Annotated in this window: 19 protein-coding genes; 12 read left to right on the top strand and 7 right to left on the bottom strand. The window is 40.6% G+C overall.

Going from position 1 to position 21,413, the window contains the following annotated elements:
* Positions 1-27 precede the first annotated feature (27 nt).
* The 5 genes from yfaE to ubiG form a co-directional block, all read right to left on the bottom strand.
* Complete coding sequence (yfaE, locus tag AN391_RS14515) at positions 28-300, bottom strand: class I ribonucleotide reductase maintenance protein YfaE (protein ID WP_055016065.1); 273 nt, start codon at positions 298-300, stop codon at positions 28-30.
* Positions 300-1,430, bottom strand: coding sequence for a class Ia ribonucleoside-diphosphate reductase subunit beta (gene nrdB / locus AN391_RS14510; protein ID WP_055016064.1), 1,131 nt, complete (start codon positions 1,428-1,430; stop codon positions 300-302). The genes yfaE and nrdB overlap by 1 nt, the downstream gene beginning before the upstream one ends.
* A gap of 72 nt (positions 1,431-1,502) precedes the next feature.
* A complete protein-coding gene (gene nrdA, locus AN391_RS14505; protein ID WP_055016063.1) occupies positions 1,503-3,785 on the bottom strand; it encodes a class 1a ribonucleoside-diphosphate reductase subunit alpha in 2,283 nt (760 codons plus the stop codon).
* Positions 3,786-4,197: 412 nt separating this feature from the next.
* Entirely contained in the window at positions 4,198-4,878 is a 681-nt protein-coding gene (locus AN391_RS14500) for an HAD family hydrolase (RefSeq protein WP_055016062.1), read from the bottom strand.
* Complete coding sequence (gene ubiG, locus AN391_RS14495; protein WP_055016061.1) at positions 4,878-5,588, bottom strand: bifunctional 2-polyprenyl-6-hydroxyphenol methylase/3-demethylubiquinol 3-O-methyltransferase UbiG; 711 nt, start codon at positions 5,586-5,588, stop codon at positions 4,878-4,880. Before ubiG ends, AN391_RS14500 begins: the two co-directional genes overlap by 1 nt.
* Positions 5,589-5,766: 178 nt before the next feature.
* Here ubiG and gyrA point away from each other — a divergent pair, with 178 nt between their 5' ends.
* The 10 genes from gyrA (at position 5,767) to AN391_RS14445 (ending at position 16,529) form a co-directional block, all read left to right on the top strand.
* On the top strand, positions 5,767-8,466 hold the full coding sequence (gene gyrA / locus AN391_RS14490) for a DNA topoisomerase (ATP-hydrolyzing) subunit A (RefSeq protein ID WP_055016060.1): 2,700 nt from the start codon (positions 5,767-5,769) through the stop codon (positions 8,464-8,466).
* A 110-nt stretch (positions 8,467-8,576) separates the two neighbouring features.
* Positions 8,577-9,659 (top strand): 3-phosphoserine/phosphohydroxythreonine transaminase, encoded by a 1,083-nt coding sequence (gene serC, locus AN391_RS14485; RefSeq protein ID WP_055016059.1) that lies wholly within the window; start codon positions 8,577-8,579, stop codon positions 9,657-9,659.
* Complete coding sequence (gene aroA / locus AN391_RS14480) at positions 9,659-10,936, top strand: 3-phosphoshikimate 1-carboxyvinyltransferase (protein ID WP_055016058.1); 1,278 nt, start codon at positions 9,659-9,661, stop codon at positions 10,934-10,936. The genes serC and aroA overlap by 1 nt, the downstream gene beginning before the upstream one ends.
* Positions 10,937-11,043: 107 nt before the next feature.
* The gene (cmk, locus tag AN391_RS14475; RefSeq protein ID WP_055016057.1) at positions 11,044-11,754 is read left to right on the top strand and encodes a (d)CMP kinase; all 711 of its coding nucleotides are present in this window, start codon (positions 11,044-11,046) and stop codon (positions 11,752-11,754) included.
* A gap of 95 nt (positions 11,755-11,849) precedes the next feature.
* On the top strand, positions 11,850-13,517 hold the full coding sequence (gene rpsA, locus AN391_RS14470; RefSeq protein ID WP_055016073.1) for a 30S ribosomal protein S1: 1,668 nt from the start codon (positions 11,850-11,852) through the stop codon (positions 13,515-13,517).
* A gap of 65 nt (positions 13,518-13,582) precedes the next feature.
* A complete protein-coding gene (ihfB, locus tag AN391_RS14465; RefSeq protein WP_004587872.1) occupies positions 13,583-13,870 on the top strand; it encodes an integration host factor subunit beta in 288 nt (95 codons plus the stop codon).
* A 21-nt stretch (positions 13,871-13,891) separates the two neighbouring features.
* Positions 13,892-14,173: a lipopolysaccharide assembly protein LapA domain-containing protein gene (locus tag AN391_RS14460; RefSeq protein WP_004587873.1), complete on the top strand. Its 282-nt coding sequence runs from the start codon at positions 13,892-13,894 to the stop codon at positions 14,171-14,173.
* A gap of 2 nt (positions 14,174-14,175) precedes the next feature.
* Positions 14,176-15,312, top strand: coding sequence for a lipopolysaccharide assembly protein LapB (lapB, locus tag AN391_RS14455; RefSeq protein WP_055016056.1), 1,137 nt, complete (start codon positions 14,176-14,178; stop codon positions 15,310-15,312).
* A 46-nt stretch (positions 15,313-15,358) separates the two neighbouring features.
* On the top strand, positions 15,359-16,063 hold the full coding sequence (gene pyrF, locus AN391_RS14450; RefSeq protein ID WP_055016055.1) for an orotidine-5'-phosphate decarboxylase: 705 nt from the start codon (positions 15,359-15,361) through the stop codon (positions 16,061-16,063).
* Between the two features lie 91 nt (positions 16,064-16,154).
* On the top strand, positions 16,155-16,529 hold the full coding sequence (locus AN391_RS14445; protein WP_055016054.1) for a hypothetical protein: 375 nt from the start codon (positions 16,155-16,157) through the stop codon (positions 16,527-16,529).
* Positions 16,530-16,778: 249 nt separating this feature from the next.
* On the opposite strand, the gene AN391_RS14440 is transcribed toward AN391_RS14445, so the two are convergent.
* A complete protein-coding gene (locus AN391_RS14440) occupies positions 16,779-17,609 on the bottom strand; it encodes a S1 RNA-binding domain-containing protein (protein WP_055016053.1) in 831 nt (276 codons plus the stop codon).
* A 2-nt stretch (positions 17,610-17,611) separates the two neighbouring features.
* Positions 17,612-18,937 (bottom strand): DEAD/DEAH box helicase, encoded by a 1,326-nt coding sequence (locus AN391_RS14435; protein WP_055016052.1) that lies wholly within the window; start codon positions 18,935-18,937, stop codon positions 17,612-17,614.
* Between the two features lie 198 nt (positions 18,938-19,135).
* Between AN391_RS14435 and AN391_RS14430 the strand changes: the two genes are divergently transcribed.
* Together AN391_RS14430 and AN391_RS14425 are read left to right on the top strand one after the other, a co-directional pair.
* A complete protein-coding gene (locus AN391_RS14430; protein WP_055016051.1) occupies positions 19,136-20,143 on the top strand; it encodes a rhodanese-related sulfurtransferase in 1,008 nt (335 codons plus the stop codon).
* Positions 20,144-20,395: 252 nt separating this feature from the next.
* The gene (locus AN391_RS14425; RefSeq protein ID WP_055016050.1) at positions 20,396-21,412 is read left to right on the top strand and encodes an efflux RND transporter periplasmic adaptor subunit; all 1,017 of its coding nucleotides are present in this window, start codon (positions 20,396-20,398) and stop codon (positions 21,410-21,412) included.
* The last annotated feature ends 1 nt before the right edge of the window (position 21,413 follow it).

Here is a 21,413-nt window from a genome sequence, read left to right as displayed (position 1 = left end):
TACTTAATTATGCGCATTGGTATAACTTTATTTTAAGTTTATGCTTATATTGCCATTGGGTTTACAGCAGCACAGCAGTATTTCTCCCTCACGTACAAACGCTAAAGGTTCTTCGTTATATTGCACTTGGCCAGAGACTAACGTGGCTCTGCACGCGCCGCAATAGCCTTCGCGGCACTGATAGGCTACGTCTATTTTTTGGTTTTCTAAGCAATGTAAAACAGAAGGGCAGCCAGTGCTAAATTCAATACACTGGCTGTTATCTGCAAGCGTTATACTTGCAGTGGGTTTGTCACTCATTATAAATCAAAGTCACCAAATTCTGAGGCATCTACTTGAGAGTCGATTTGACCTACAAGGTATGAGCTAATTTCAGCTTCTTGCGGCGCAACTTGCACGTTGTCAGACACAAGCCAAGAGTTGATCCATGGAATAGGGTTGCTGTTGTTTTCAAACTGCGCAGGCAAGCCAATTGCTGTCATACGTGCATTAGTGATGTATTCAACATATTGACACAAGATGTGTTTATTTAAGCCAATCATTGAGCCATCTTTGAACAAGTATTCTGCCCATTCTTTTTCTTGCTCTGCTGCTTCTACAAACATTTTAATGGCTTCTTCACGGCACTGCGCAGCGACAATCGCCATTTCAGGGTCGTCTTTACCATCTTGCATAATGTTCAAAATATGCTGTGTACCCGAAAGGTGTAGCGCTTCATCACGAGCGATTAGCTTGATGATTTTAGCGTTACCTTCCATTAATTCACGTTCTGCAAAGGCAAATGAGCAGGCAAAACTAACATAAAAACGAATAGCTTCAAGAATATTTACCGACATCATCGCAAGGTAAAGTTTCTTTTTAAGATCAAATAAGCTAATCACAACGGTTTGACCGTTAATGTCGTGCTTGCCTTCCCCATACAGATTATAAAGCGACACGCCATTAATTAAATCGTCGTAGTAGGTGGTTACCGCATCAGCACGTTCGCTGATTTTTTCGTTACTTACAATGTCATCAAAAATTAGTTCTGGTGACTGTGTTACGTTACGAATAATGTGGGTATAAGAGCGGCTGTGAATAGTTTCACTAAATGCCCAGGTTTCTATCCATGTTTCTAGTTCAGGAATAGACACAATAGGAAGTAGGGCAACATTTGGTGAGCGGCCTTGTACACTATCAAGCAGCGTTTGGTATTTTAAGTTACTTAAAAATATGTGCTTTTCGTGCTCAGGTAACGCTTGAAAATCTAAACGGTCTTTACTTACGTCTACTTCTTCTGGACGCCAAAAAAACGAAAGTTGCTTTTCAATCAATTTTTCAAAAATAGGGTATTTTTGTTGATCGTAACGCGAAACGTTAACGGTTTGGCCAAAAAACATTGGCTCTTGCATTTGATCATTATGGTTACGACTAAAAGTAGTATAAGACATGTCTATCACTCAAAAACTATCACTAAAACTATCAGGACAAAGCGGGCAAAGAGCCCGCTTTAAGTTTATCTATTAAATTTTACACGCGCCGCCTGCACAATCGTCATCTTCGACTTCTGGCGTATCGTCTTGTGCATCTGATGCACCATCGCGGGTGTTATGGTAATAAAGTGTTTTAACACCCAATTTGTAGGCACCCAGTAAGTCTTTTAATAAGACTTTCATAGGTACTTTACCGCCTTCGTACTTACTTGGATCATAATTTGTATTGGCCGAAATAGTTTGGTCAATAAACTTTTGCATTATGCCCACTAACTGTAAGTAACCATCGTTTGATGGAATATCCCACAGCAGCTCGTAGTTATCTTTTAAGCGTTCGTACTCTGGCACTACTTGTTTTAAAATACCGTCTTTACTTGCTTTAACGCTAATGTGACCACGTGGTGGCTCAATACCGTTAGTCGCGTTAGAGATTTGCGACGATGTTTCTGAAGGCATTAATGCGCTAAGTGTTGAGTTACGCATGCCGTGCTCTTTAATGCTGGCACGTAATGAGTCCCAATCTAAGTGCAGTGGCTCATCACAAATTTTATCTAAGTCACGTTTGTATGTATCCGTTGGCATAATACCTTGAGAGTACGTTGTTTCGTTAAACTTAGGACACGCGCCACGCTCTTTAGCAAGCTCGTTTGATGCTTTCATTAAGTAATATTGAATTGCTTCAAACGTTTTATGAGTCAGTGCATTAGCACTGCCATCTGAGTAGCGTTTACCATTTTTAGCTAAGTAGTAAGCGTAGTTAATTACACCTATTCCTAATGTGCGGCGGCCCATTGTGGCATTACGTGCAGCCGGTACTGGGTAGTCTTGGAAATCAAGTAGATTATCAAGAGCACGAACTGCAAGTTCCGCAAGCTCTTCCAGTTCATCAAGCGATTCAATAGCACCTAAGTTAAATGCCGATAGCGTACAAAGGGCAATTTCGCCTTCTTCGTCGTTTACGTTATTTAACGGCTTAGTTGGCAATGCAATTTCTAAACATAAGTTAGATTGGCGAATTGGCGCAACTTTAGAAATAAACGGGCTGTGAGTGTTACAGTGATCCACGTTTTGTAAATAAATACGACCTGTACTAGCTCGCTCTTGTGCGAACATTGAGAAAAGCTCAATCGCTTTGATACGCTTTTTACGAATAGACTCGTCTTGCTCGTATTTTACGTATAACGCATCAAACTCGTCTTGGTCTTCAAAGAATGCATCGTAAAGGCCAGGCACATCTGATGGGCTAAATAACGTAATGTAGTCGTCTTTAATTAAACGAGAATACATTAGCTTATTAAACTGTACGCCGTAATCTAAATGACGAACACGGTTATCATCAACACCACGGTTATTTTTAAGTACAAGCAGGTTTTCTACTTCTAAATGCCAAAGCGGATAGAATAAGGTTGCTGCACCGCCACGAACGCCACCTTGCGAGCAGCTTTTAACAGCTGTTTGAAAGTGCTTATAAAAAGGGATACAACCAGTGTGGTACGCTTCACCGTTACGAATATGGCTGCCTAACGCACGAATACGGCCGGCGTTAATACCAATACCCGCACGTTGTGATACGTATTTAACAATCGCAGATGATGTAGCATTGATTGAATCAAGGCTATCGCCACATTCAATAAGTACACATGAGCTAAATTGGCGAGTAGGGGTACGTACACCCGACATAATGGGTGTAGGCAAAGAGATTTTAAACGTTGATACAGCATCGTAAAAACGCTTGATGTAATCAATACGTGTTTCGCGCGGGTAGTCAGAAAATAAACTCGCAGCCACTAAAATATATAAAAACTGAGCACTTTCGTAAATTTCACCTGTTACGCGGTTTTGTACCAGGTATTTACCTTCAAGTTGCTTTACGGCTGCGTAGCTAAAGTTAAGATCGCGCGAATGATCAAGATACGCATCTAGCTCGTCAAGCTCTTGCTCTGTGTAATCAACAAGTAAGTGAGCATCGTAGCGTTTGTCTTCAACCATTTTTGTAACATGGTCAAATAAACGTGGAGGCTCAAACTGGCCATACGCTTTTTTACGTAAGTGGAATACAGCTAAGCGGGCAGCTAAATACTGGTAGTCAGGCGACTCTTTTGAAATTTGATCGGCTGCTGCTTTAATGATGGTTTCGTGAATGTCTTTTGTACGAATACCGTCGTAAAATTGAATGTGCGACTTTAATTCAACCTGTGAAACCGATACGTTGTTTAAACCTTCGGCGGCCCATTCAATAACGCGATGGATCTTATCAAGATCTAGCGGCTCTTTACGCCCGTCACGCTTGCTTACAGATAACTGTTGGTTCATAGCTTTGCCTGTATTCCTTGGGAATTGAGTATTTTGACCAATGTTTTATACCTCGCTAAAGCAAGGTACGTATTCATTTATTATAAGTTTCACCGTATGGGCGAATTTAATTGAATAACATTTGGCCACAATATCTGGTGTTGTTCAATTTAGAGATCACAAGATAGTGTGGTCTGAGTTGATTTGCAAGGGACATAATTGCCCCTATTTGTGGATAACTTTGGGATAAAGCAGTTGTGTTAGTAGTCACTCACCTTTGAACAATCATTTAAGTTGAAATAGGTAAAAATCAACTAATGATCAGCTAAATTTGCGCATTTTGAAAATAAATTTTGACTGCTTTTTTTATCATCAAGCTGTGCATAAAAACTAACACGATCACAATATATAGTGTTTAATAGAGCTAATGGCACTATATATGGTTAAAAGCATCAATAGGGCTGCGCCAATTAAAGTCGGCTTCCCAGCGCAACGCCTCCTCAATACTTGGTATATAGCCCCAAAGCGCTGTAGCGGTATGCATACCTGCAGCTTTACCCGCTTGTATATCACGTTGTGCATCACCTACATATAAACAACGCTTAGGATCAACGTTCATCAGTTTTGTACAGTGTAATAAGGGTAAAGGAGACGGTTTTGCTTCGGTAAGTGTATCGCCACTGATCACCACATGTGCATTTTTTAATGCGGGGATAGCTGCCACTAAAGGGTCGGTTAAAAACCCAGGTTTATTGGTCATTATCCCCCATTTTGTAGCTTGGTTTTCAAGGGCTATGAGTAATGATTCTATACCTTCAAAGCAACGTGTGTGATTAGCTAGGTTTTGGCTATAGTAACTCACTAGCTGTTTTATCCGCTGTGCTTGAGGTTGCGTGGCCCATTGTTCTTTAAAGCCGAGCTCAAGTAATGCACCTGCACCATTAGAAGCAGCTTTTCGGTACGCCTCAGGTGTAACTTGTGCAACACCTTCACTTTTAAGCACAGCATTCAATGCTGCACCTAAATCATCAGCTGTATCAAGTAAAGTGCCATCTAAATCAAATAAAAAAGCATCGTACTCAAAAGGAGTTACTGGAGTAGAAGAGCTAGCCATTACGCTAACTTCTCAAAGTGAAGTATATAATTAACACTTACATCTGTATTTAATGAATATTGCTTAGAAAGCGGGTTATAGCTAAGACCTGCACTGGCGCGTACTTTTAAGCCTGCTTGCTCAGCCCATGCAATTAGTTGTGCAGGTTTGATAAATTTGTTGTGGTCGTGTGTGCCTTCGGGCACCATTTTCAATAGCTTTTCAGCACCTACAATAGCAAACAAGTATGCTTTAGGCGTTTTATTAAGAGTTGAGAAAAATACATCAGCGCCGGGCTTGGCAAGCTTTGCTACTGCACGAATTATAGAGGCAGGATCAGGGACGTGCTCAAGCATTTCCATGCAAGTTATTACATCAAAGCGAGCAGGGTACTGGTTTGCAAACTCCTCTGCAGGTACTTTTATATAGTCAACATTTACACCCGTTTCTAGGCTGTGTAGTTTGGCTACGGTGAGTGGCTCTTGGCCCATGTCTATACCGGTTACGTTTGCCCCCATGCGCGCCATGCTTTCACTAAGTATACCGCCACCACAACCTACATCGAGTGTTTCTTTTTCAAATAAACCTTGGCTTTTGTTAGCTACAAAGTCTAATCGTAATGGGTTAATTTCGTGAAGAGGTTTAAACTCTCCGTCTTGGTCCCACCATCGCTCAGCAATGGCTTCAAATTTTGCTATTTCTGCGTTATCTACATTTTGATGTTCGGTCATAAAATACTTCCTCGTCAATCTGAGGCCATTATATAGGCCTAAATTGATAAATCGCAAAGTTTTGCGCCTGTAAATTAAAATTAATTGTGATAGCATGGTCGCTTAGAAATAATAACAAATACTCTTGGCACCCAATACCGGGTTGCAAAGAGCTGATACTGAAGGAATGTGATATCAAATGACTGATCTCGCCAATGAAATTCTGCCAGTCAATATTGAAGACGAGTTAAAAAACTCCTACCTAGATTATGCAATGAGTGTAATCGTAGGACGTGCATTACCAGACGTACGTGATGGTTTAAAACCTGTTCACCGCCGCGTTTTGTTTGCAATGAACGAGCTTAGTAATGACTGGAATAAGCCTTACAAAAAATCGGCCCGTGTGGTCGGTGATGTAATTGGTAAATACCACCCACACGGCGACAGTGCAGTTTATGACACCATCGTGCGTATGGCACAGCCATTCTCACTACGTTATATGCTTGTAGATGGCCAAGGTAACTTCGGTTCGGTTGATGGTGATTCAGCAGCGGCAATGCGTTATACAGAAGTACGTATGGCAAAAATGTCGCATGAGTTATTAGCCGATCTTGAAAAAGAAACGGTTGATTTCGTTCCAAACTACGACGGTACCGAACAAATTCCTGACGTTTTACCGACCAAAGTGCCTAACTTACTGGTAAACGGTTCATCGGGTATTGCGGTAGGTATGGCTACAAATATTCCTCCACATAACCTAACTGAAGTGGTGAATGGCTGTTTAGCGCTTATTCAAAATCCTGATTTAACGATTCATGAATTAATGGATTACATTCCAGGTCCTGACTTCCCAACGGCTGCCATTATTAATGGTAAAAAAGGCATTGAAGATGCCTACTTAACAGGCCGTGGTAAAGTGTACATGCGAGCACGTGCCGACATCGAAACCGATGAAAAAACAGGCCGCGAAACTATTATCGTGCACGAAATCCCTTATCAGGTTAATAAAGCCCGCTTAATTGAAAAGATTGCTGAGCTTGTTAAAGATAAAAAAATTGAAGGCATTAGCGCACTACGTGATGAATCAGATAAAGACGGTATGCGTATCGTTATTGAGATTAAGCGTGGCGATGTTGGTGAAGTTATTCTAAACAACCTATATGCACAAACTCAGTTACAAACTGTGTTTGGTATGAATATGGTTGCATTAATTAATAACCAACCTAAGTGTTTCAACCTAAAAGAAATGCTTGAAGAGTTTGTTATTCACCGCCGTGAAGTGGTTACACGCCGTACCGTATTTGATTTACGTAAAGCCCGTGACCGTGCTCATACCCTTGAAGGTTTAGCAATTGCGCTTGCCAACATTGACCCTATTATTGAGCTTATTCGTAAATCACCAACCCCAGCTGAGGCTAAATTGGCCTTGACGGCACGTCCATGGGATTTGGGTAATGTAAAAGCTATGCTTGAAAAAGCAGGGGAAGACAACGTAGCACGTCCAGATTGGCTAGCAAGTGAGCTTGGTATTCGAGATGGTCAGTACTATATTTCTGAGCAACAAGCGCAAGCGATTCTTGATTTACGTTTACACAAACTAACCGGCCTTGAGCATGAAAAAATCTTAGCAGAGTACCAATCGCTGTTAGATTTAATTGCTGAGTTACTTCACATTTTAAGCAGCCCTGAGCGTCTAATGGAAGTTATTCGTGATGAGTTAGTTGAAATTAAAGAGCAGTATGGTGATGAGCGCCGTACAGAAATTAACGCTGCCGCGCACGACATTAGCCTTGAAGATTTAATCAACGAAGAAGATGTTGTTGTGACCTTGTCGCACGAAGGTTACGTTAAGTATCAGGCATTGTCTGATTATGAGGCGCAGCGCCGTGGTGGTAAAGGTAAGTCAGCAACGAAGATGAAAGATGAAGATTTCATTGAACGTCTTTTAGTTGCGAATACCCACGATACCATTTTATGTTTCTCTACTGCGGGTCGTTTGTACTGGCTTAAAGTATACCAGTTACCACTGGCAAGTCGCGCCGCACGCGGTAAGCCAATTGTTAACTTACTGCCACTTGAAGATGATGAGCGTATTACTGCTATTCTACCTGTACGCGAGTACGAAGAAGATAAGTACATCTTTATGGCAACTGCATTTGGTACCGTGAAGAAAACACCACTAACGGCATACAGCCGCCAACGCGCAAGCGGTATTATTGCTGTAAACCTTAACGAAGGCGATAGCCTAATTGGGGTTGATATTACCGATGGTAGCAATGAAATTATGTTGTTTACTGATGCTGGTAAAGTGGTACGCTTTAAAGAAGCCGAAGAGTCTACTGTAGTTGATGAAAACGGCAATCCGGTACTTGATGAAGAAGGCAACCCTGAGGTTCGTTTCAAAGGTGTTCGCCCTATGGGTCGTACTGCTACCGGTGTTCGTGGTATTAAGATGGCCGACGACCAACGCGTAGTGTCATTAATTGTGCCTAAGTCTGACGGTGCTATTTTAACTGTGACTGAAAATGGTTACGGTAAACGTACTCAACTTGAAGATTACCCATCGAAGAGCCGTGCAACACAAGGTGTTGTATCTATTAAGGTGAGTGAGCGTAATGGCGCAGTAGTTGGCGCTGTACAAGTTGACGACAACGATGAAATAATGATTATTTCTAATCGTGGTACGCTAGTACGTACCCGCGTTAACGAAGTATCGACGGTTGGACGTAACACCCAAGGCGTTATTTTGATCAGAACTATTGACGAAGAGCAAGTAGTTGGTTTACAACGTATCGAAGAGATTGAAGTTACAGACAGTGACTTAGTTGATATTGAAGACGTTGAAACGGTTGATACAGTAAATGAAGAAGCAACGGATGATAATCCACCTTCTGAATAACTGAAATTGAAAAAGCGGCTAAGGCCGCTTTTTTTAATCATGTTGAAAAAAATTAATAATCCTTTTTTGTTTATCAAAGAGGTTTAAATTACTGGAATGAGGCAAAGGTAATGAGTAAATATAATTTTTGTGCGGGGCCAGCTATGCTTCCGCAAGCTGTTATGCAAAAAGCACAAAAAGAATTTTTAGACTGGCAAGATTTAGGCGTATCTGTGATGGAAATAAGCCATCGCAGTAAAGATTTTTTAGCGCTTACTGCAAAATGCGAAGCCAGCCTTCGTCGTTTAATGAATATTAGCGATGATTTTGAAGTGTTGTTTATGCATGGTGGGGGCCGCGGTCAATTTAGCGCTGTGCCATTAAATTTGCATCAGCATGGTAAAGCGGCGGTTTATTGCGAGAACGGCGTGTGGTCTAAAAGTGCGACTGACGAAGCTAATAAATTTACTCAAACTCACTCAATCAATGTCAGAAATGACGCTAACGGGCTGTTTTCTATAAAAGAAGTGGCACAGTGGGACTTACCTGAAGATGCATCTTATATTCACTACTGCCCAAATGAAACGGTAGACGGATTAGAAATTTTTGATGTGCCTAGTCACCCAACGGCGCCAATTATTGCTGATATGTCGTCAACAATTTTGTCGCGTGAAATTGACGTAAACAAGTTTGATTTAATTTATGCCGGTGCACAAAAAAATATAGGTCCATCAGGTATAGCTATCGTTATTGTGCGCAAAACATTACTTGAGCGTGAAGGTTTGGCTAAACCAGGTATTTTAGATTACGCACTTGAAGCAAAACAAGGCAGCATGTTTAATACACCGCCTACCTTTGCATGGTATTTAGCAGCCGAAGTATTTGAATGGTTAGAGCAAAACGGTGGCGTTAAGGCAATGGAAGCACACAATATTGCTAAAGCTAAGCTGCTTTATGATTTTATTGATGAATCGCCTTTTTATACCAATAAAGTAGCCGCGCACTGCCGATCTCGCATGAATATACCCTTTTGGCTAAATGATGAAAGCTTAAACGAAAAGTTTGTAATGCAATCTAAAGAGGCTGGCTTACTTGCACTTGAAGGACACAGAATAGTAGGGGGTATGCGTGCAAGTATTTATAACGCAATGCCACTTGAAGGTGTTCAAGCCTTAGTTGACTTTATGGCGGCATTTGCAAAGGAGCACAGCTAATGGAACAACTTCGTTTAGAGCCTATTTCTCGTGTAAATGGCAGCGTTACCTTACCAGGGTCTAAAAGCCTATCAAACCGTATTTTATTGTTAGCAGCGCTGGCTCAAGGGACTACCGTTGTAGAAAACCTGCTAGATAGTGATGATATTCGCCATATGTTGGGTGCATTAAATCTACTAGGTGTTAACGTAACGCTTAATGATGACCGCACTGTGGCAACTGTTGAAGGGGTTGGCGGTATATTTAAAACACCAAGTGAACCTTTATTTTTAGGAAATGCAGGTACTGCGTATCGTCCTTTAACCGCGGTACTTGCTGCTGTATCTGGCGAATATGAGCTAATAGGTGAGCCGCGCATGGAAGAGCGCCCAATAGGCCACCTAGTTGATGCGCTACAAGCACTTGGCGGCGATATTACCTACACAAAGCATAAAGACTACCCACCACTAAAAATAATTGGTGGGCAAATTAAAGGCGGTACTGTTGAAATTGATGGCAGTATTTCTAGCCAATTTTTAACTGCATTGCTAATGGCTGCCCCTTTATTTAGTGGTGATACGCAAATTTCTATTAAGGGTACTTTGGTCTCTAAGCCATACATTGATATTACATTAGATGTAATGGCACGTTTTGGGGTGACCGTTGAGCACAGCAATTACACAACATTTAAAGTGAAAGGCGGCCAACAATACCAATCACTCGAGCGTATTATGGTTGAAGGTGACGCATCATCAGCGTCTTACTTTGTTGCGGCAGCGGCTATTGCCGGTGGCGAAATTGAAATTAAAGGGGTTGGCGCTAAATCAGTACAGGGTGATATTGGTTTTGCAAAAGTGATGGAACAAGTTGGCGCCCAGATTGATTGGTATGACGAACGCCTAGTTGTGCGTAAAGGTGAATTAAAAGGCGTAGATATTGACGCTAATGCGATCCCCGATGCTGCAATGACACTTGCCACTGTTGCGTTATTTGCCAAGGGGCCTACCGCTATTCGTAATATATATAATTGGCGTGTAAAAGAAACTGATCGTTTATATGCAATGGCTACTGAACTTCGTAAAGTGGGAGCAGAGGTTATAGAAGGCGATGACTTTATCGAAATTACACCGCCAAATTCGTTTAATGATGTTGCTATTGATACGTATGATGATCACCGTATTGCAATGTGTTTTGCGATGGTAGCCGTAGGCGGAAAGCCTATTACTATCAACGACCCTAAGTGCACATACAAAACTTTTCCAACCTTTTTCAAGGTTTTAGCATCAGTGAGTGAGTAGAGCTTTTATAAATAATTATAAAAAGTTACACACTAAAGCGGATCTATTTGTAGAAGTGACGTATAATATCGCGGTTTTATTTAGGTGTGCATTGCAGGAGGTTCTAAATGCAGGCGTTATTAATGCCCGTAATCACCGTTGATGGCCCAAGTGGTTCAGGTAAAGGAACTGTTTGTCGCTTGTTAGCCGACAAATTGGGGTGGGATGTATTGGATAGCGGCGCAATTTACCGTGTATTATCCCTTGCCGCACTTCATCACCAAATAGCATTAGACAACGAAGAAGCGCTTGTCCCGCTTGCTGCAAACTTAGATGTGCAGTTTTTGGTTGATAGCCAAACTAATGCTGGAAAAGTTATTTTAGAAGGCGAAGATGTAACCTCGACAATTCGTAATGAAGAGGTTGGGGCTGCTGCTTCAAAAGTGGCTGCATTACCCCGTGTACGTGAAGCGTTACTTCGACGCCAGCGAGCGTTTAAAACCGAGCGGGGCTTAATTGCTGATGGCCGAGATATGGGCACCGTGGTTTTTCAAGACGCTCCATTAAAAATATATTTAACCGCCAGTGCACAAGAACGCGCGCGCAGACGTTATGTTGAGTTGAATGAGCGTGGTCTTGATGTTACACTAAGTGGTCTATTACAGGACATTCAAGCTCGTGATGAGCGCGATATGAATCGTGCGGTTGCACCGCTTGTTCCTGCTGATGATGCAATTGAAATAGACACAAGCGAGCTTAATGCTCAGCAAGTGTTTGATAAAGTTATAACTTTAGTAGATATTGCTATTTCAGAAGGTAAGCTTCCCAAGCGAAGCTAAACACATTTTATGCACCAGCAGGACGCCAGTGCTATTTTAACAACCCCATGCAGCATGGTTGCTTATTGGTATTAATATATGAGACGTATATTCGTATGTCAGAAAATTTTGCGCAGTTATTTGAAGAAAGCTTAAAGGGTTTTGAAGCAGAGCAAGGCTCTATTGTTAAAGGTACAGTAATCTCAATCGAGAATAACATTGTACTTGTAGATGCTGGTCTTAAATCAGAAAGTGCTATCCCTGCAGAGCAGTTCAAAAATGCTGCTGGTGAACTAGAAGTTGCTGTAGGCGACGAAGTAGATGTTGCACTAGATGCAATCGAAGACGGTTTCGGTGAAACTATCCTTTCTCGTGAGAAAGCGAAGCGTCACGAAGCGTGGATCCGTCTTGAGAAAGCATGTGAAGAGCAAGAGACTGTTACTGGTGTTATCAACGGTAAAGTTAAAGGCGGTTTCACAGTTGAAGTTGATTCAATCCGTGCTTTCCTACCTGGTTCACTTGTTGATGTTCGTCCAGTACGTGACACAACTCACCTTGAAGGCAAAGAGCTTGAATTTAAAGTAATCAAGCTTGACCAAAAACGTAACAACGTTGTTGTTTCACGTCGTGCAGTTATCGAATCTGAAAACTCACAAGAGCGTGAAGAGCTTCTTGCTAACCTTGTTGAAGGTCAAGAAGTTAAAGGTATCGTTAAGAACCTTACTGACTACGGTGCATTCGTTGACCTTGGTGGTGTTGATGGTCTACTACACATCACTGATATGGCGTGGAAGCGTGTTAAGCACCCTTCAGAAATCGTTAATGTTGGCGACGAAATCGCAGTTAAAGTTCTTAAATTCGACAAAGATAAAACTCGTGTATCTCTAGGCCTTAAACAGCTTGGCGAAGATCCATGGGCAGCTATCGCTGGTCGCTACCCAGAAGGTTCTAAGCTTTCTGGTCGTGTAACTAACCTTACTGATTACGGTTGCTTCGTAGAAATCGAAGAAGGCGTTGAAGGTCTAGTTCACGTTTCTGAAATGGATTGGACTAACAAGAACATCCACCCTTCAAAAGTTGTTTCACTAGGTGACACTGTTGAAGTTATGGTTCTTGAAATCGACGAAGAGCGTCGTCGTATTTCTCTTGGTCTTAAGCAATGTATTGCTAATCCTTGGCAGGAATTTGCTCGTCTACAAAACAAAGGCGACCAAGTTACTGGTAAGATCAAATCAATCACTGACTTCGGTATCTTTATCGGTCTTGACGGTGGTATTGATGGTCTTGTACACCTTTCAGACATTTCTTGGAACACGCCAGGCGAAGAAGCTGTACGTGAATTCAAGAAAGGCGACGAAATCACTGCTATCGTATTGCAAGTTGACCCAGAGCGTGAGCGTATCTCTCTAGGTGTTAAGCAAATCGAAGCTGACCCGTTCAATAACTACCTTGATGCAAACAAAAAAGGTGCTATTGTTAAAGGTAAAGTGACTGAAGTTGATGCGAAAGGCGCAACTGTAGAGCTTATCGAAGGCGTTGAAGGTTACATCCGTGTAGCTGATATCGCTCAAGAGCGCGTTGAAGATGCAACGACTGTTGTTTCTGTAGGCGACGAAATCGAAGCTAAATACGTTGGCGTTGATCGTAAGAACCGCACTTTAAGCTTATCTGTTAAAGCTCTTTTCGAAGCAGAAGAGAAAGAAGTACTAGAGAAGCTTAAGAAAGAAGAGCCAGTGTTTGAAAACGCAATGGCAGCTGCTTTCGCAAATGCACAAAAAGACTAATTACTAATTAGTTTTTAATTGGAAGGGCAGTTTTGCCCTTCCACTATTCTCTTTAAGGAAACGCTATGACTAAGTCAGAACTGATAGAAACACTTGCCGAACAGCACGCACACGTTCCAGTGAAAGATGTTGAAAATGCAGTAAAAGAAATTCTTGAACAAATGGCCGGCTCATTATCTACTTCAGATCGTATTGAGATCAGAGGTTTTGGTAGTTTCTCTTTGCATTACCGCGCTCCTCGCACAGGTCGTAATCCTAAGACTGGCGATACAGTAGAGCTTGATGGTAAGCATGTACCTCATTTTAAACCAGGCAAAGAATTACGCGATCGCGTAAATGAGAGTATTGCCTAGTTAACCAGTTGGAGTAGTTACTTGTTTAAGGTATTAAAAATTATTCTGGTTGTACTATGCCTATTTTGCGCATTTTTATTGGGTTCTCAAAATCCACAATTGGTACAAATAAATTACATTATTGCCAGTAATACCTTACCACTCGCTGTAATAATAAGTATCTGCTTTATACTGGGTGTAATAATAGGATGTTTTATTAGCTTTAAATTGTTTTCTAAATTAAAGTGGCAAAACTACCGCTTAAAAAAACAATTAGCGCCAGAAAAAAATAATAGTAAGCTTATTGCTAATAAAGACACCTAATCATGATTGAGCTTTTGTTTTTACTACTGCCTGTTGCTGCCGGTTACGGCTGGATTATGGGCAAAAATAGTGCAAAAAACCAAGCTCATCAACTCAACCGTCAAATTACTTCTGAATACAGTAAAGGCTTAAAGTTTTTACTAGACAGAGAAGAAGATCAGGGCTTAGAGCATCTAATCAATCTATTAGAGGTTGCTGCTGATTCTGTCGACCACTATTCAACCCTTGCTACCATGTTTCGCCGAAGAGGTGAGCTTGACCGCGCAATAAAAATCCATGAACTCCTTTTAAAACACCCAAGTTTAAATGAGCAACAAGCTGCCACTAGCCGTTTAGAACTAGCCGAAGATTATATTATGGCCGGTTTATTAGACGGTGCAGAAGAACATTTAGTGTGGCTTGTTAAAGCTGGGCATGAACAAGCGCTTGACCCTATTATTGCTCTTTATTCGCAAACTCGAGAGTGGGAAAAGGGCATTAATATGTTCGAAGCACACGGTGAGTTATTTGTTAAAGAGCAGCATTTTAAAGCCATTGCTAATTTTTATAGCGAGGCGGCCCTAAGCGAAAATAAACCGCAATTAATGAGCAAAGCCATTAGTTTAAATTACAAAGCGGTTCGCCCTTTATACGAATTGGGGTTATCGGCTTACACAAGCGAAGACTACGTAAAAGCTATTTATTATTGGCGTGAATTAGTCTGCCAATTTACATTGTTTGCGCCTTTGTTTATTGACCAGCTTGCACATAGTTATAAGCACTTAAATTTAACGCATCAATTTCATGATTTATTATGTGACTTGCTCGACAAAGGTGGGGTACTAATAAAAATAAAACATTGCCAAGCATTGTTAGAGCAAGGAAATACCAAACAGGCATTTGAGTTTTTAACTGACAGCTTAAAACGTCAGCCAACAATTAGAGGTTTTAGCTTTTTATTACAGCTAATGGCTGATAAAAATCCAAATACCAAAGAGGTACTTGATGAAATTGATAAGCTAGTTACGTCATATATAGCTACAAAACCAGACTTTCAATGCCAACATTGTGGTTTTACAAGCCACACCATTTATTGGAACTGCCCATCTTGTAAACATTGGGAAACCATTGTACCAAGTAGAGGCCTAGACGGATTTTAATAACCCCCAACTATTTATAACTTTACTGCCATTCATTAGGATAGTTATGTCTTTAGAAGATACAAAAAAAGTTCTTATTGCCCTAGATTACGATTCACAAGAGGCGGCTCTTAATTTTGTAAAAAAACTCTCACCAGAGTCGTGTCGATTAAAAGTAGGCAAAGAAATGTTTACTTATTTCGGGCCTGCATTCGTTAAACAGTTAATTGATTTAGGCTTTGACGTATTTTTAGATTTAAAATTTCATGATATCCCTAACACAGTGGCAAAAGCGGTTACCGCAGCGGCTAATATGGGCGTTTGGATGGTAAACGTTCATGCATCAGGTGGTTTTGAAATGATGAATAAAGCAAAGCTGGCACTTGAAAAGTTTGGCGATAAAGCACCTTTATTAATTGCAGTAACAGTGCTAACCAGCATGGATGAAACTGAGTTAAAGCGATTGGGCGTTGAAAAATCAGCGCAAGAACAAGTTATCCATTTAGCACAATTAACAAAAGAAGCAGGGCTTGATGGGGTGGTATGCTCAGCTCAAGAAGCTAAAGTGTTAAAAGAACACTTTGGTAGCGAATTTAAGTTAATTACCCCAGGCATTCGCCCTGCGGGAAGTGATTTAGGCGACCAAAAGCGGATTATGACACCTAAGCAAGCTATTGAAGCCGGTAGCGATTACTTAGTGATTGGTAGACCAATCACACAATCATCAAATCCAGTGCAAACTTTGAATGATGTTAACAGCTCGCTAATTTAAATTAACAAAAAGCAATTATTTAGTGCTAAACCCCTTTTATGAATACATTTTTATGCTACATTAGTACTAAGAATGCAGTAAGGGGTTTATTTTGAAGTTAATTTTTGGATCTATATTAATCGTTGTTGCGGTTTTTTCAGTTAATAAATATGTTTTTTCGAGTAAAGCATATGATGGTGTTGCGGCGATTACTGATCTCGTCGCGAATTACCCCGTAGATTTATTTGAGTTTAAACAAACCATGCATGGCTATGCACACCACTTATGCTATAAAAATGAAGAGCGCTTAACGCGGCAAAACGTGACTACCTCGGAATGTATTTCGAATCACGATAGCAAACAAAGTGAATGTGAAAATAAAGTATTTAGGTTAGCACCGCTCAGCTTAGAAACCAAAGCTGAAATACTTGATTATTCAAAGCAATATACTGAATGTACGTTACCGTATAAGCGTATTATGGGCTAATGCCTATTAGCAATTCCCTACTTATTTTGGGGGGAGAAAATCCAGTGTTAGCTTTGTTTCATAAATTTCACTCACTACAACGTGAAGGCAAAGAGTAGGGCAATATAAGTGCCGTTAGTGATAATGGCTAACTCACGTTTTATTCATCAAAACGTTTTATCACCTATCAACAATCATTTAATTAAACTATTTAAAACGTTTTTAATTAAAAGCGCTAACATAATGTTAGCGCTTATAAAAAGTGTACGCCTATTTTAAGCGAATAGATTTTGCTTCTATATCAATCAAGCCTTGCTTAAATAAACCACCAATGGCTTTTTTGTAGTTAGCTTTACTGGTTGAAAATACTTTTTTGATAAGCTCAGGATCAGATTTATCACCAATGGCTAGTATGCCGCCTTCGTTTTTAAGTTTTTCCATTATTTTATCACCAAGCTCACTTACTTTACCCATGCCTGGCTTTTCAAGGATGACGTCTATTTTTCCGTCTTCACGTACTTTTTGAATAAAGCCTTTAAGCTTTTGCCCTACAAATAAGTTTTTAAACACCATGTTGTAAAAAACAACACCAAAGTGAGACTCTTCAATAAGCACTTTGTAGCCAATATCGGTTTTACCAGCCACAATTAAATCAACTTCTTGAAGGTGAGTGTATTGAGGCTCATCTTTTGATAAAAAGCGATTAAAGTTACTTGATGCGCAAATACGTTGGCTCGCGTTATCCAAGTACAAGCGAACTAAATAGGAATGACCTTCTTGCATACGTGGCTTTTGCTCGTTAAAAGGCGCTAAAACATCTTTTTCGAGCCCCCAATCTAAAAAAGCACCAATGCTATTTATTTCTTTAACACGAAGTAATGCATATTCACCAACTTGGGCGTGAGGTTTTTTTACTGTTGCTGTAGGTAAGTTTGCGTTATCTAAAAAAATGAAAACGCTTATGCTATCTCCAGCTTCGAGTTCATCTTTAATTTCATGCTTGGGTAAAAACACTTCCCCTAAATCGTGGCCATCAAGGTAAGCACCTTCATTGCTCACTTCTTTAACAAATAAGGTTTGTGTTGTTCCTAGGTAACTCATAATTATTCCTGCTCAGGCTTTTTTTTACGGCGCATTGGTGAATTGCCATCAATGTTCAATGGGGCTTTTATAGGTGCAGCTGGTTTTTTAGGTTTTGCCTTGCGTTTAACTTGCGGCTTTTTGACCTGTGCAACTTTTTTAGTTTTTACAGCGGCTGTTGCAGGCTTTTTCTGTTTTATACCTTTAAATTTAGCTTTAAGGCCATCAACGCTTGCAAAAACCAGTTCTTCGTTCAAAAACGACTTAATTGCTAAGTAACTTGCCCAGTCTTTAGGACCTACTAGCGATAGTGCATTACCTTTAAATCCCGCACGGCCTGTACGACCTATACGGTGTACATACTCTTCAGCGTGTTTTGGTAAATCAAAGTTGATTACATGCGTTACACTTAATAAATCGAGTCCACGTGAAGCGACGTCAGTGGTGATCAAAATTTTAAAGTTTTCACGGCTAAACGAGTCCATGATCTCAAGGCGTTTGCTCTGTGTTAAATCGCCAGCTAAAGCCACCGATTTAAAACCTTTTGCATTTAATGCTTCACTCAAACGGCCGGTATCAGCACGGGTTGCTGTAAAAATAATACATTGGCCAACATTGTCCTGCTTTAAAAAATGCTCAAGTAACGCTTCTTTATGATCAAGGTGATCGGCTAAATAGAGTGTTTGTTTAATATCACTGTGTTGCTCGTTTGCGGCGCTCAAAGTAATTTGCTTTGGTTTTATTAATAAATTACGCGATAAGGCATCGACTTGAGCGTGATCTAAAGTCGCTGAAAAAAGTAATGTTTGGCGCAAGCGGTGATTCGCTTGCTCGTTAATCATCTTAAGTTGCTCAGTAAAACCTAAGTCTAAAATACGGTCAGCTTCATCAAAAATTAATAACTCTAACCCGCTTAATTGTAATGAGCGTTTTGTAATGTGATCGGCCAAACGCCCTGGGGTTGCCACAACAAAGTGCGGGTCGTTACGAAGCGCTTTAATCTGATCGTTAAAGTTCTCGCCACCGAGTATTTTTACAGCTTTAATGTTTGTGCCCGCAATTAATAAACGTAATTGAGTAAATACTTGCGTTGCAAGCTCACGGGTTGGTGCAACGATGAGGACACGTGGATCGCGTTTACTGAGCGCTTTTTGTTTCATAACTCGCTGAACAGCAGGTAATAAAAACGCTAATGTTTTGCCCGACCCAGTTTTAGACTGAGCAAAAATGTCATGCCCTGCAAGTGCGGTAGGCACTGCATGTGCTTGAATATCTGTGGGCTGGGTGATCCCTTGATGTGCTAATTGTGTTTCAAGGCGAGTATCAATCCCAAGATCAGTAAAGTGCAAAGTCGTGTTCTCCAATGTGCAACTTAAATTAATGGCCGCATTATAGCTTACACAAGGGTTATGCCGACAGTAAAAACCATTCTAACGCGCTATTTTTTGCAATTAATTATAAAAAGCGTAAAATACGCGCCCCATATGCGCCGGATTTACGATTCGGTAAACGCCACTTAAGGCTATCAAAGCAAAATAGGAAGTAAAATGACTGCTGTTCATAAAGATAATGTGACAAACGAGCACTTTGTAGTGTGTGCAATGTACAAATTTGTAGGTTTGCCAAATTTTGAAGCACTACGTAAACCCCTTTTAGAAGTAATGGAAGCAAACGAAGTACGCGGTACTCTATTGCTTGCTGCTGAAGGTATCAACGGTACTGTATCGGCTAAGCGCGAAGGAATAGATAACTTACTGGCGTGGTTAGATACACAAGAAAACCTAAAAGACATAGTAACTAAAGAATCATACGATGACGAATGCCCGTTTTACCGTACTAAAGTAAAACTAAAAAACGAAATTGTTACTATGGGCGTTGAAGGGATTGATCCACTTAAAGTAGTGGGTAGCTATGTTAAACCTAAAGAGTGGAATGCATTAATATCTGACCCTGATGTAATTTTAATTGATACACGTAACGATTACGAAATTGAAATTGGTACTTTTCAAAATGCAGTCGATCCTAATACCAAAACTTTCCGTGAATTCCCTCAGTGGGCTAAAGAAAATTTAGACCCAGAAAAACACAAAAAAGTAGCCATGTTTTGTACCGGCGGTATTCGCTGCGAAAAATCAACGGCTTACATGAAAGAGCAAGGGTTTGATGAAGTTTACCACCTTGAAGGCGGTATTTTAAAATACCTAGAAGAAGTGCCAAAAGAAGAAACAATGTGGGAAGGTGAGTGCTTTGTTTTTGATAATCGTGTAGCAGTAAATCATGATTTACAAAAAGGCTCTTACGATCAATGCCATGCCTGTCGTATGCCGATTACAGAAGAAGAAAAGCAAAAGCCAGAATACATGGAAGGTGTTTCGTGCCATCACTGTATTGACAATGTAACCGATGAGCAGCGTGCTCGTTTTGCTGAGCGTCAAAAGCAAATAGAATTAGCACAAGCTCGTGGTGAAGGGCATATTGGTAATGAAGCGCAAGCGGTTTTACAACAACGTAAAGAAGCTAAAAAAGCTCAAAAAGATGCGCAGCGTGGTAAATAATCTCTAACTCCTTATTATTTGCATAGCCCAGTTTATACTGGGCTTTTTTATTTAAATAGCCACTTTTTAGTTTAATCCTGCCTGTATTTGTATAAATGCTCAGCCTTTTGGGGCCTTTTAAAAATCAAATTGGTATTACCAATTTAATTTCATCTTATAGTTTCGCTAATTTATCTCTCTATTCTACTTATTGATCAATGAGGTGTTAGACTTCGTAAGGTAATGGGAATAATAATTAATTAAGGTGTTGTGTTGAAATCGCATAATTTTATAATCGGTGTGCTCAGTACATTGATATTTATCTGTACCCCTGCAATGAGCGCAAACGTTGTAGTGCAAAAAATCACATTAGAAAACGCCAAACAACAGGTTCAAGCAGTTGGAAATACAGAGGCAATACATTCGGTTGTCATGTATCCGGCAGTAGGCGATAGAGTAACAGGCGTTTTTTTTAAGCCAGGTGATAAAGTAAATAAAGGTGATATTTTACTAGAACTTGATTCTCGTAGGCAAAAAGCTGCGCTTGATGAGGCTAAAATTAGACTTGCCGACACCCGGCGAATATTAAAACGATTAGAAAAAAGTCAGGCCAAAGGGGCTGTACCCAAAAGCGATGTTGATGATGCTAAAACCGTTGTAGAGCTTGCCAAAGTAACGTTAGTACAAGCGCAAACTGAGCTTGAAGACAGAAAAGTAATTGCGCCGATAGATGGCATAATGGGGCTTACAGATGTAGAGGTAGGCGATAGAATAACCGAGCAAACCGCTATTGCTACAATCGATGATACAACAAGCCTGTATATAAATTTTAATGCGCCTGAGTCGGCCATTACTATGTTGCGTAATAAAAGCAGCTTAACGGTATTTCCTTGGCAATCAGGGACTGCCATTAACGCTGATATCGCCTATTTAGACTCACGCGTAGACCCACAAACCCGTACTTTACGCGTTAAAGCAAAGCTAAATAATGAAAAACAACGATTTTTACCCGGCATGAGCTTTAGGGTACATATTGAAGTGCTAGGCGAGCGTTTTGCTGCAATTCCTGAGGCTGCATTACTGTGGGGGGCAACTGGTCCATACGTATGGACTAGTGTAGATAAAAAAGCAACCCGTGTTGATGTAAAAATAGAGCAGCGTTTGGCGGGGCGATTATTGGTTTCTGGGCCGTTAACTAAAGGCGATATTTTAGTCGTTGAAGGGGTACAACGCTTACGTGCAGGCCAAGAACTAAGCTTTAATTTACCCGCACAAGATACGCAGGAGTAGG

Source organism: Pseudoalteromonas sp. P1-13-1a, assembly GCF_001401875.1.
Taxonomy (GTDB): domain Bacteria; phylum Pseudomonadota; class Gammaproteobacteria; order Enterobacterales; family Alteromonadaceae; genus Pseudoalteromonas.
The sequence above is the reverse complement of the archived record's forward strand: the minus strand, read 5'-3'. Positions and strand labels throughout refer to the sequence as shown.

Excerpts from the sequence above, each read along its gene's own strand:
- yfaE (WP_055016065.1), bottom strand. The coding sequence starts at position 300 with ATGAGTGACAAACCCACTGCAAGTATAACGCTTGCAGATAACAGCCAG.
- nrdB (WP_055016064.1), bottom strand. The coding sequence starts at position 1,430 with ATGTCTTATACTACTTTTAGTCGTAACCATAATGATCAAATGCAAGAG.
- nrdA (WP_055016063.1), bottom strand. The coding sequence starts at position 3,785 with ATGAACCAACAGTTATCTGTAAGCAAGCGTGACGGGCGTAAAGAGCCG.
- AN391_RS14500 (WP_055016062.1), bottom strand. The coding sequence starts at position 4,878 with ATGGCTAGCTCTTCTACTCCAGTAACTCCTTTTGAGTACGATGCTTTT.
- ubiG (WP_055016061.1), bottom strand. The coding sequence starts at position 5,588 with ATGACCGAACATCAAAATGTAGATAACGCAGAAATAGCAAAATTTGAA.
- gyrA (WP_055016060.1), top strand. The coding sequence starts at position 5,767 with ATGACTGATCTCGCCAATGAAATTCTGCCAGTCAATATTGAAGACGAG.
- serC (WP_055016059.1), top strand. The coding sequence starts at position 8,577 with ATGAGTAAATATAATTTTTGTGCGGGGCCAGCTATGCTTCCGCAAGCT.
- aroA (WP_055016058.1), top strand. The coding sequence starts at position 9,659 with ATGGAACAACTTCGTTTAGAGCCTATTTCTCGTGTAAATGGCAGCGTT.
- cmk (WP_055016057.1), top strand. The coding sequence starts at position 11,044 with ATGCAGGCGTTATTAATGCCCGTAATCACCGTTGATGGCCCAAGTGGT.
- rpsA (WP_055016073.1), top strand. The coding sequence starts at position 11,850 with ATGTCAGAAAATTTTGCGCAGTTATTTGAAGAAAGCTTAAAGGGTTTT.
- ihfB (WP_004587872.1), top strand. The coding sequence starts at position 13,583 with ATGACTAAGTCAGAACTGATAGAAACACTTGCCGAACAGCACGCACAC.
- lapB (WP_055016056.1), top strand. The coding sequence starts at position 14,176 with ATGATTGAGCTTTTGTTTTTACTACTGCCTGTTGCTGCCGGTTACGGC.
- pyrF (WP_055016055.1), top strand. The coding sequence starts at position 15,359 with ATGTCTTTAGAAGATACAAAAAAAGTTCTTATTGCCCTAGATTACGAT.
- AN391_RS14440 (WP_055016053.1), bottom strand. The coding sequence starts at position 17,609 with ATGAGTTACCTAGGAACAACACAAACCTTATTTGTTAAAGAAGTGAGC.
- AN391_RS14430 (WP_055016051.1), top strand. The coding sequence starts at position 19,136 with ATGACTGCTGTTCATAAAGATAATGTGACAAACGAGCACTTTGTAGTG.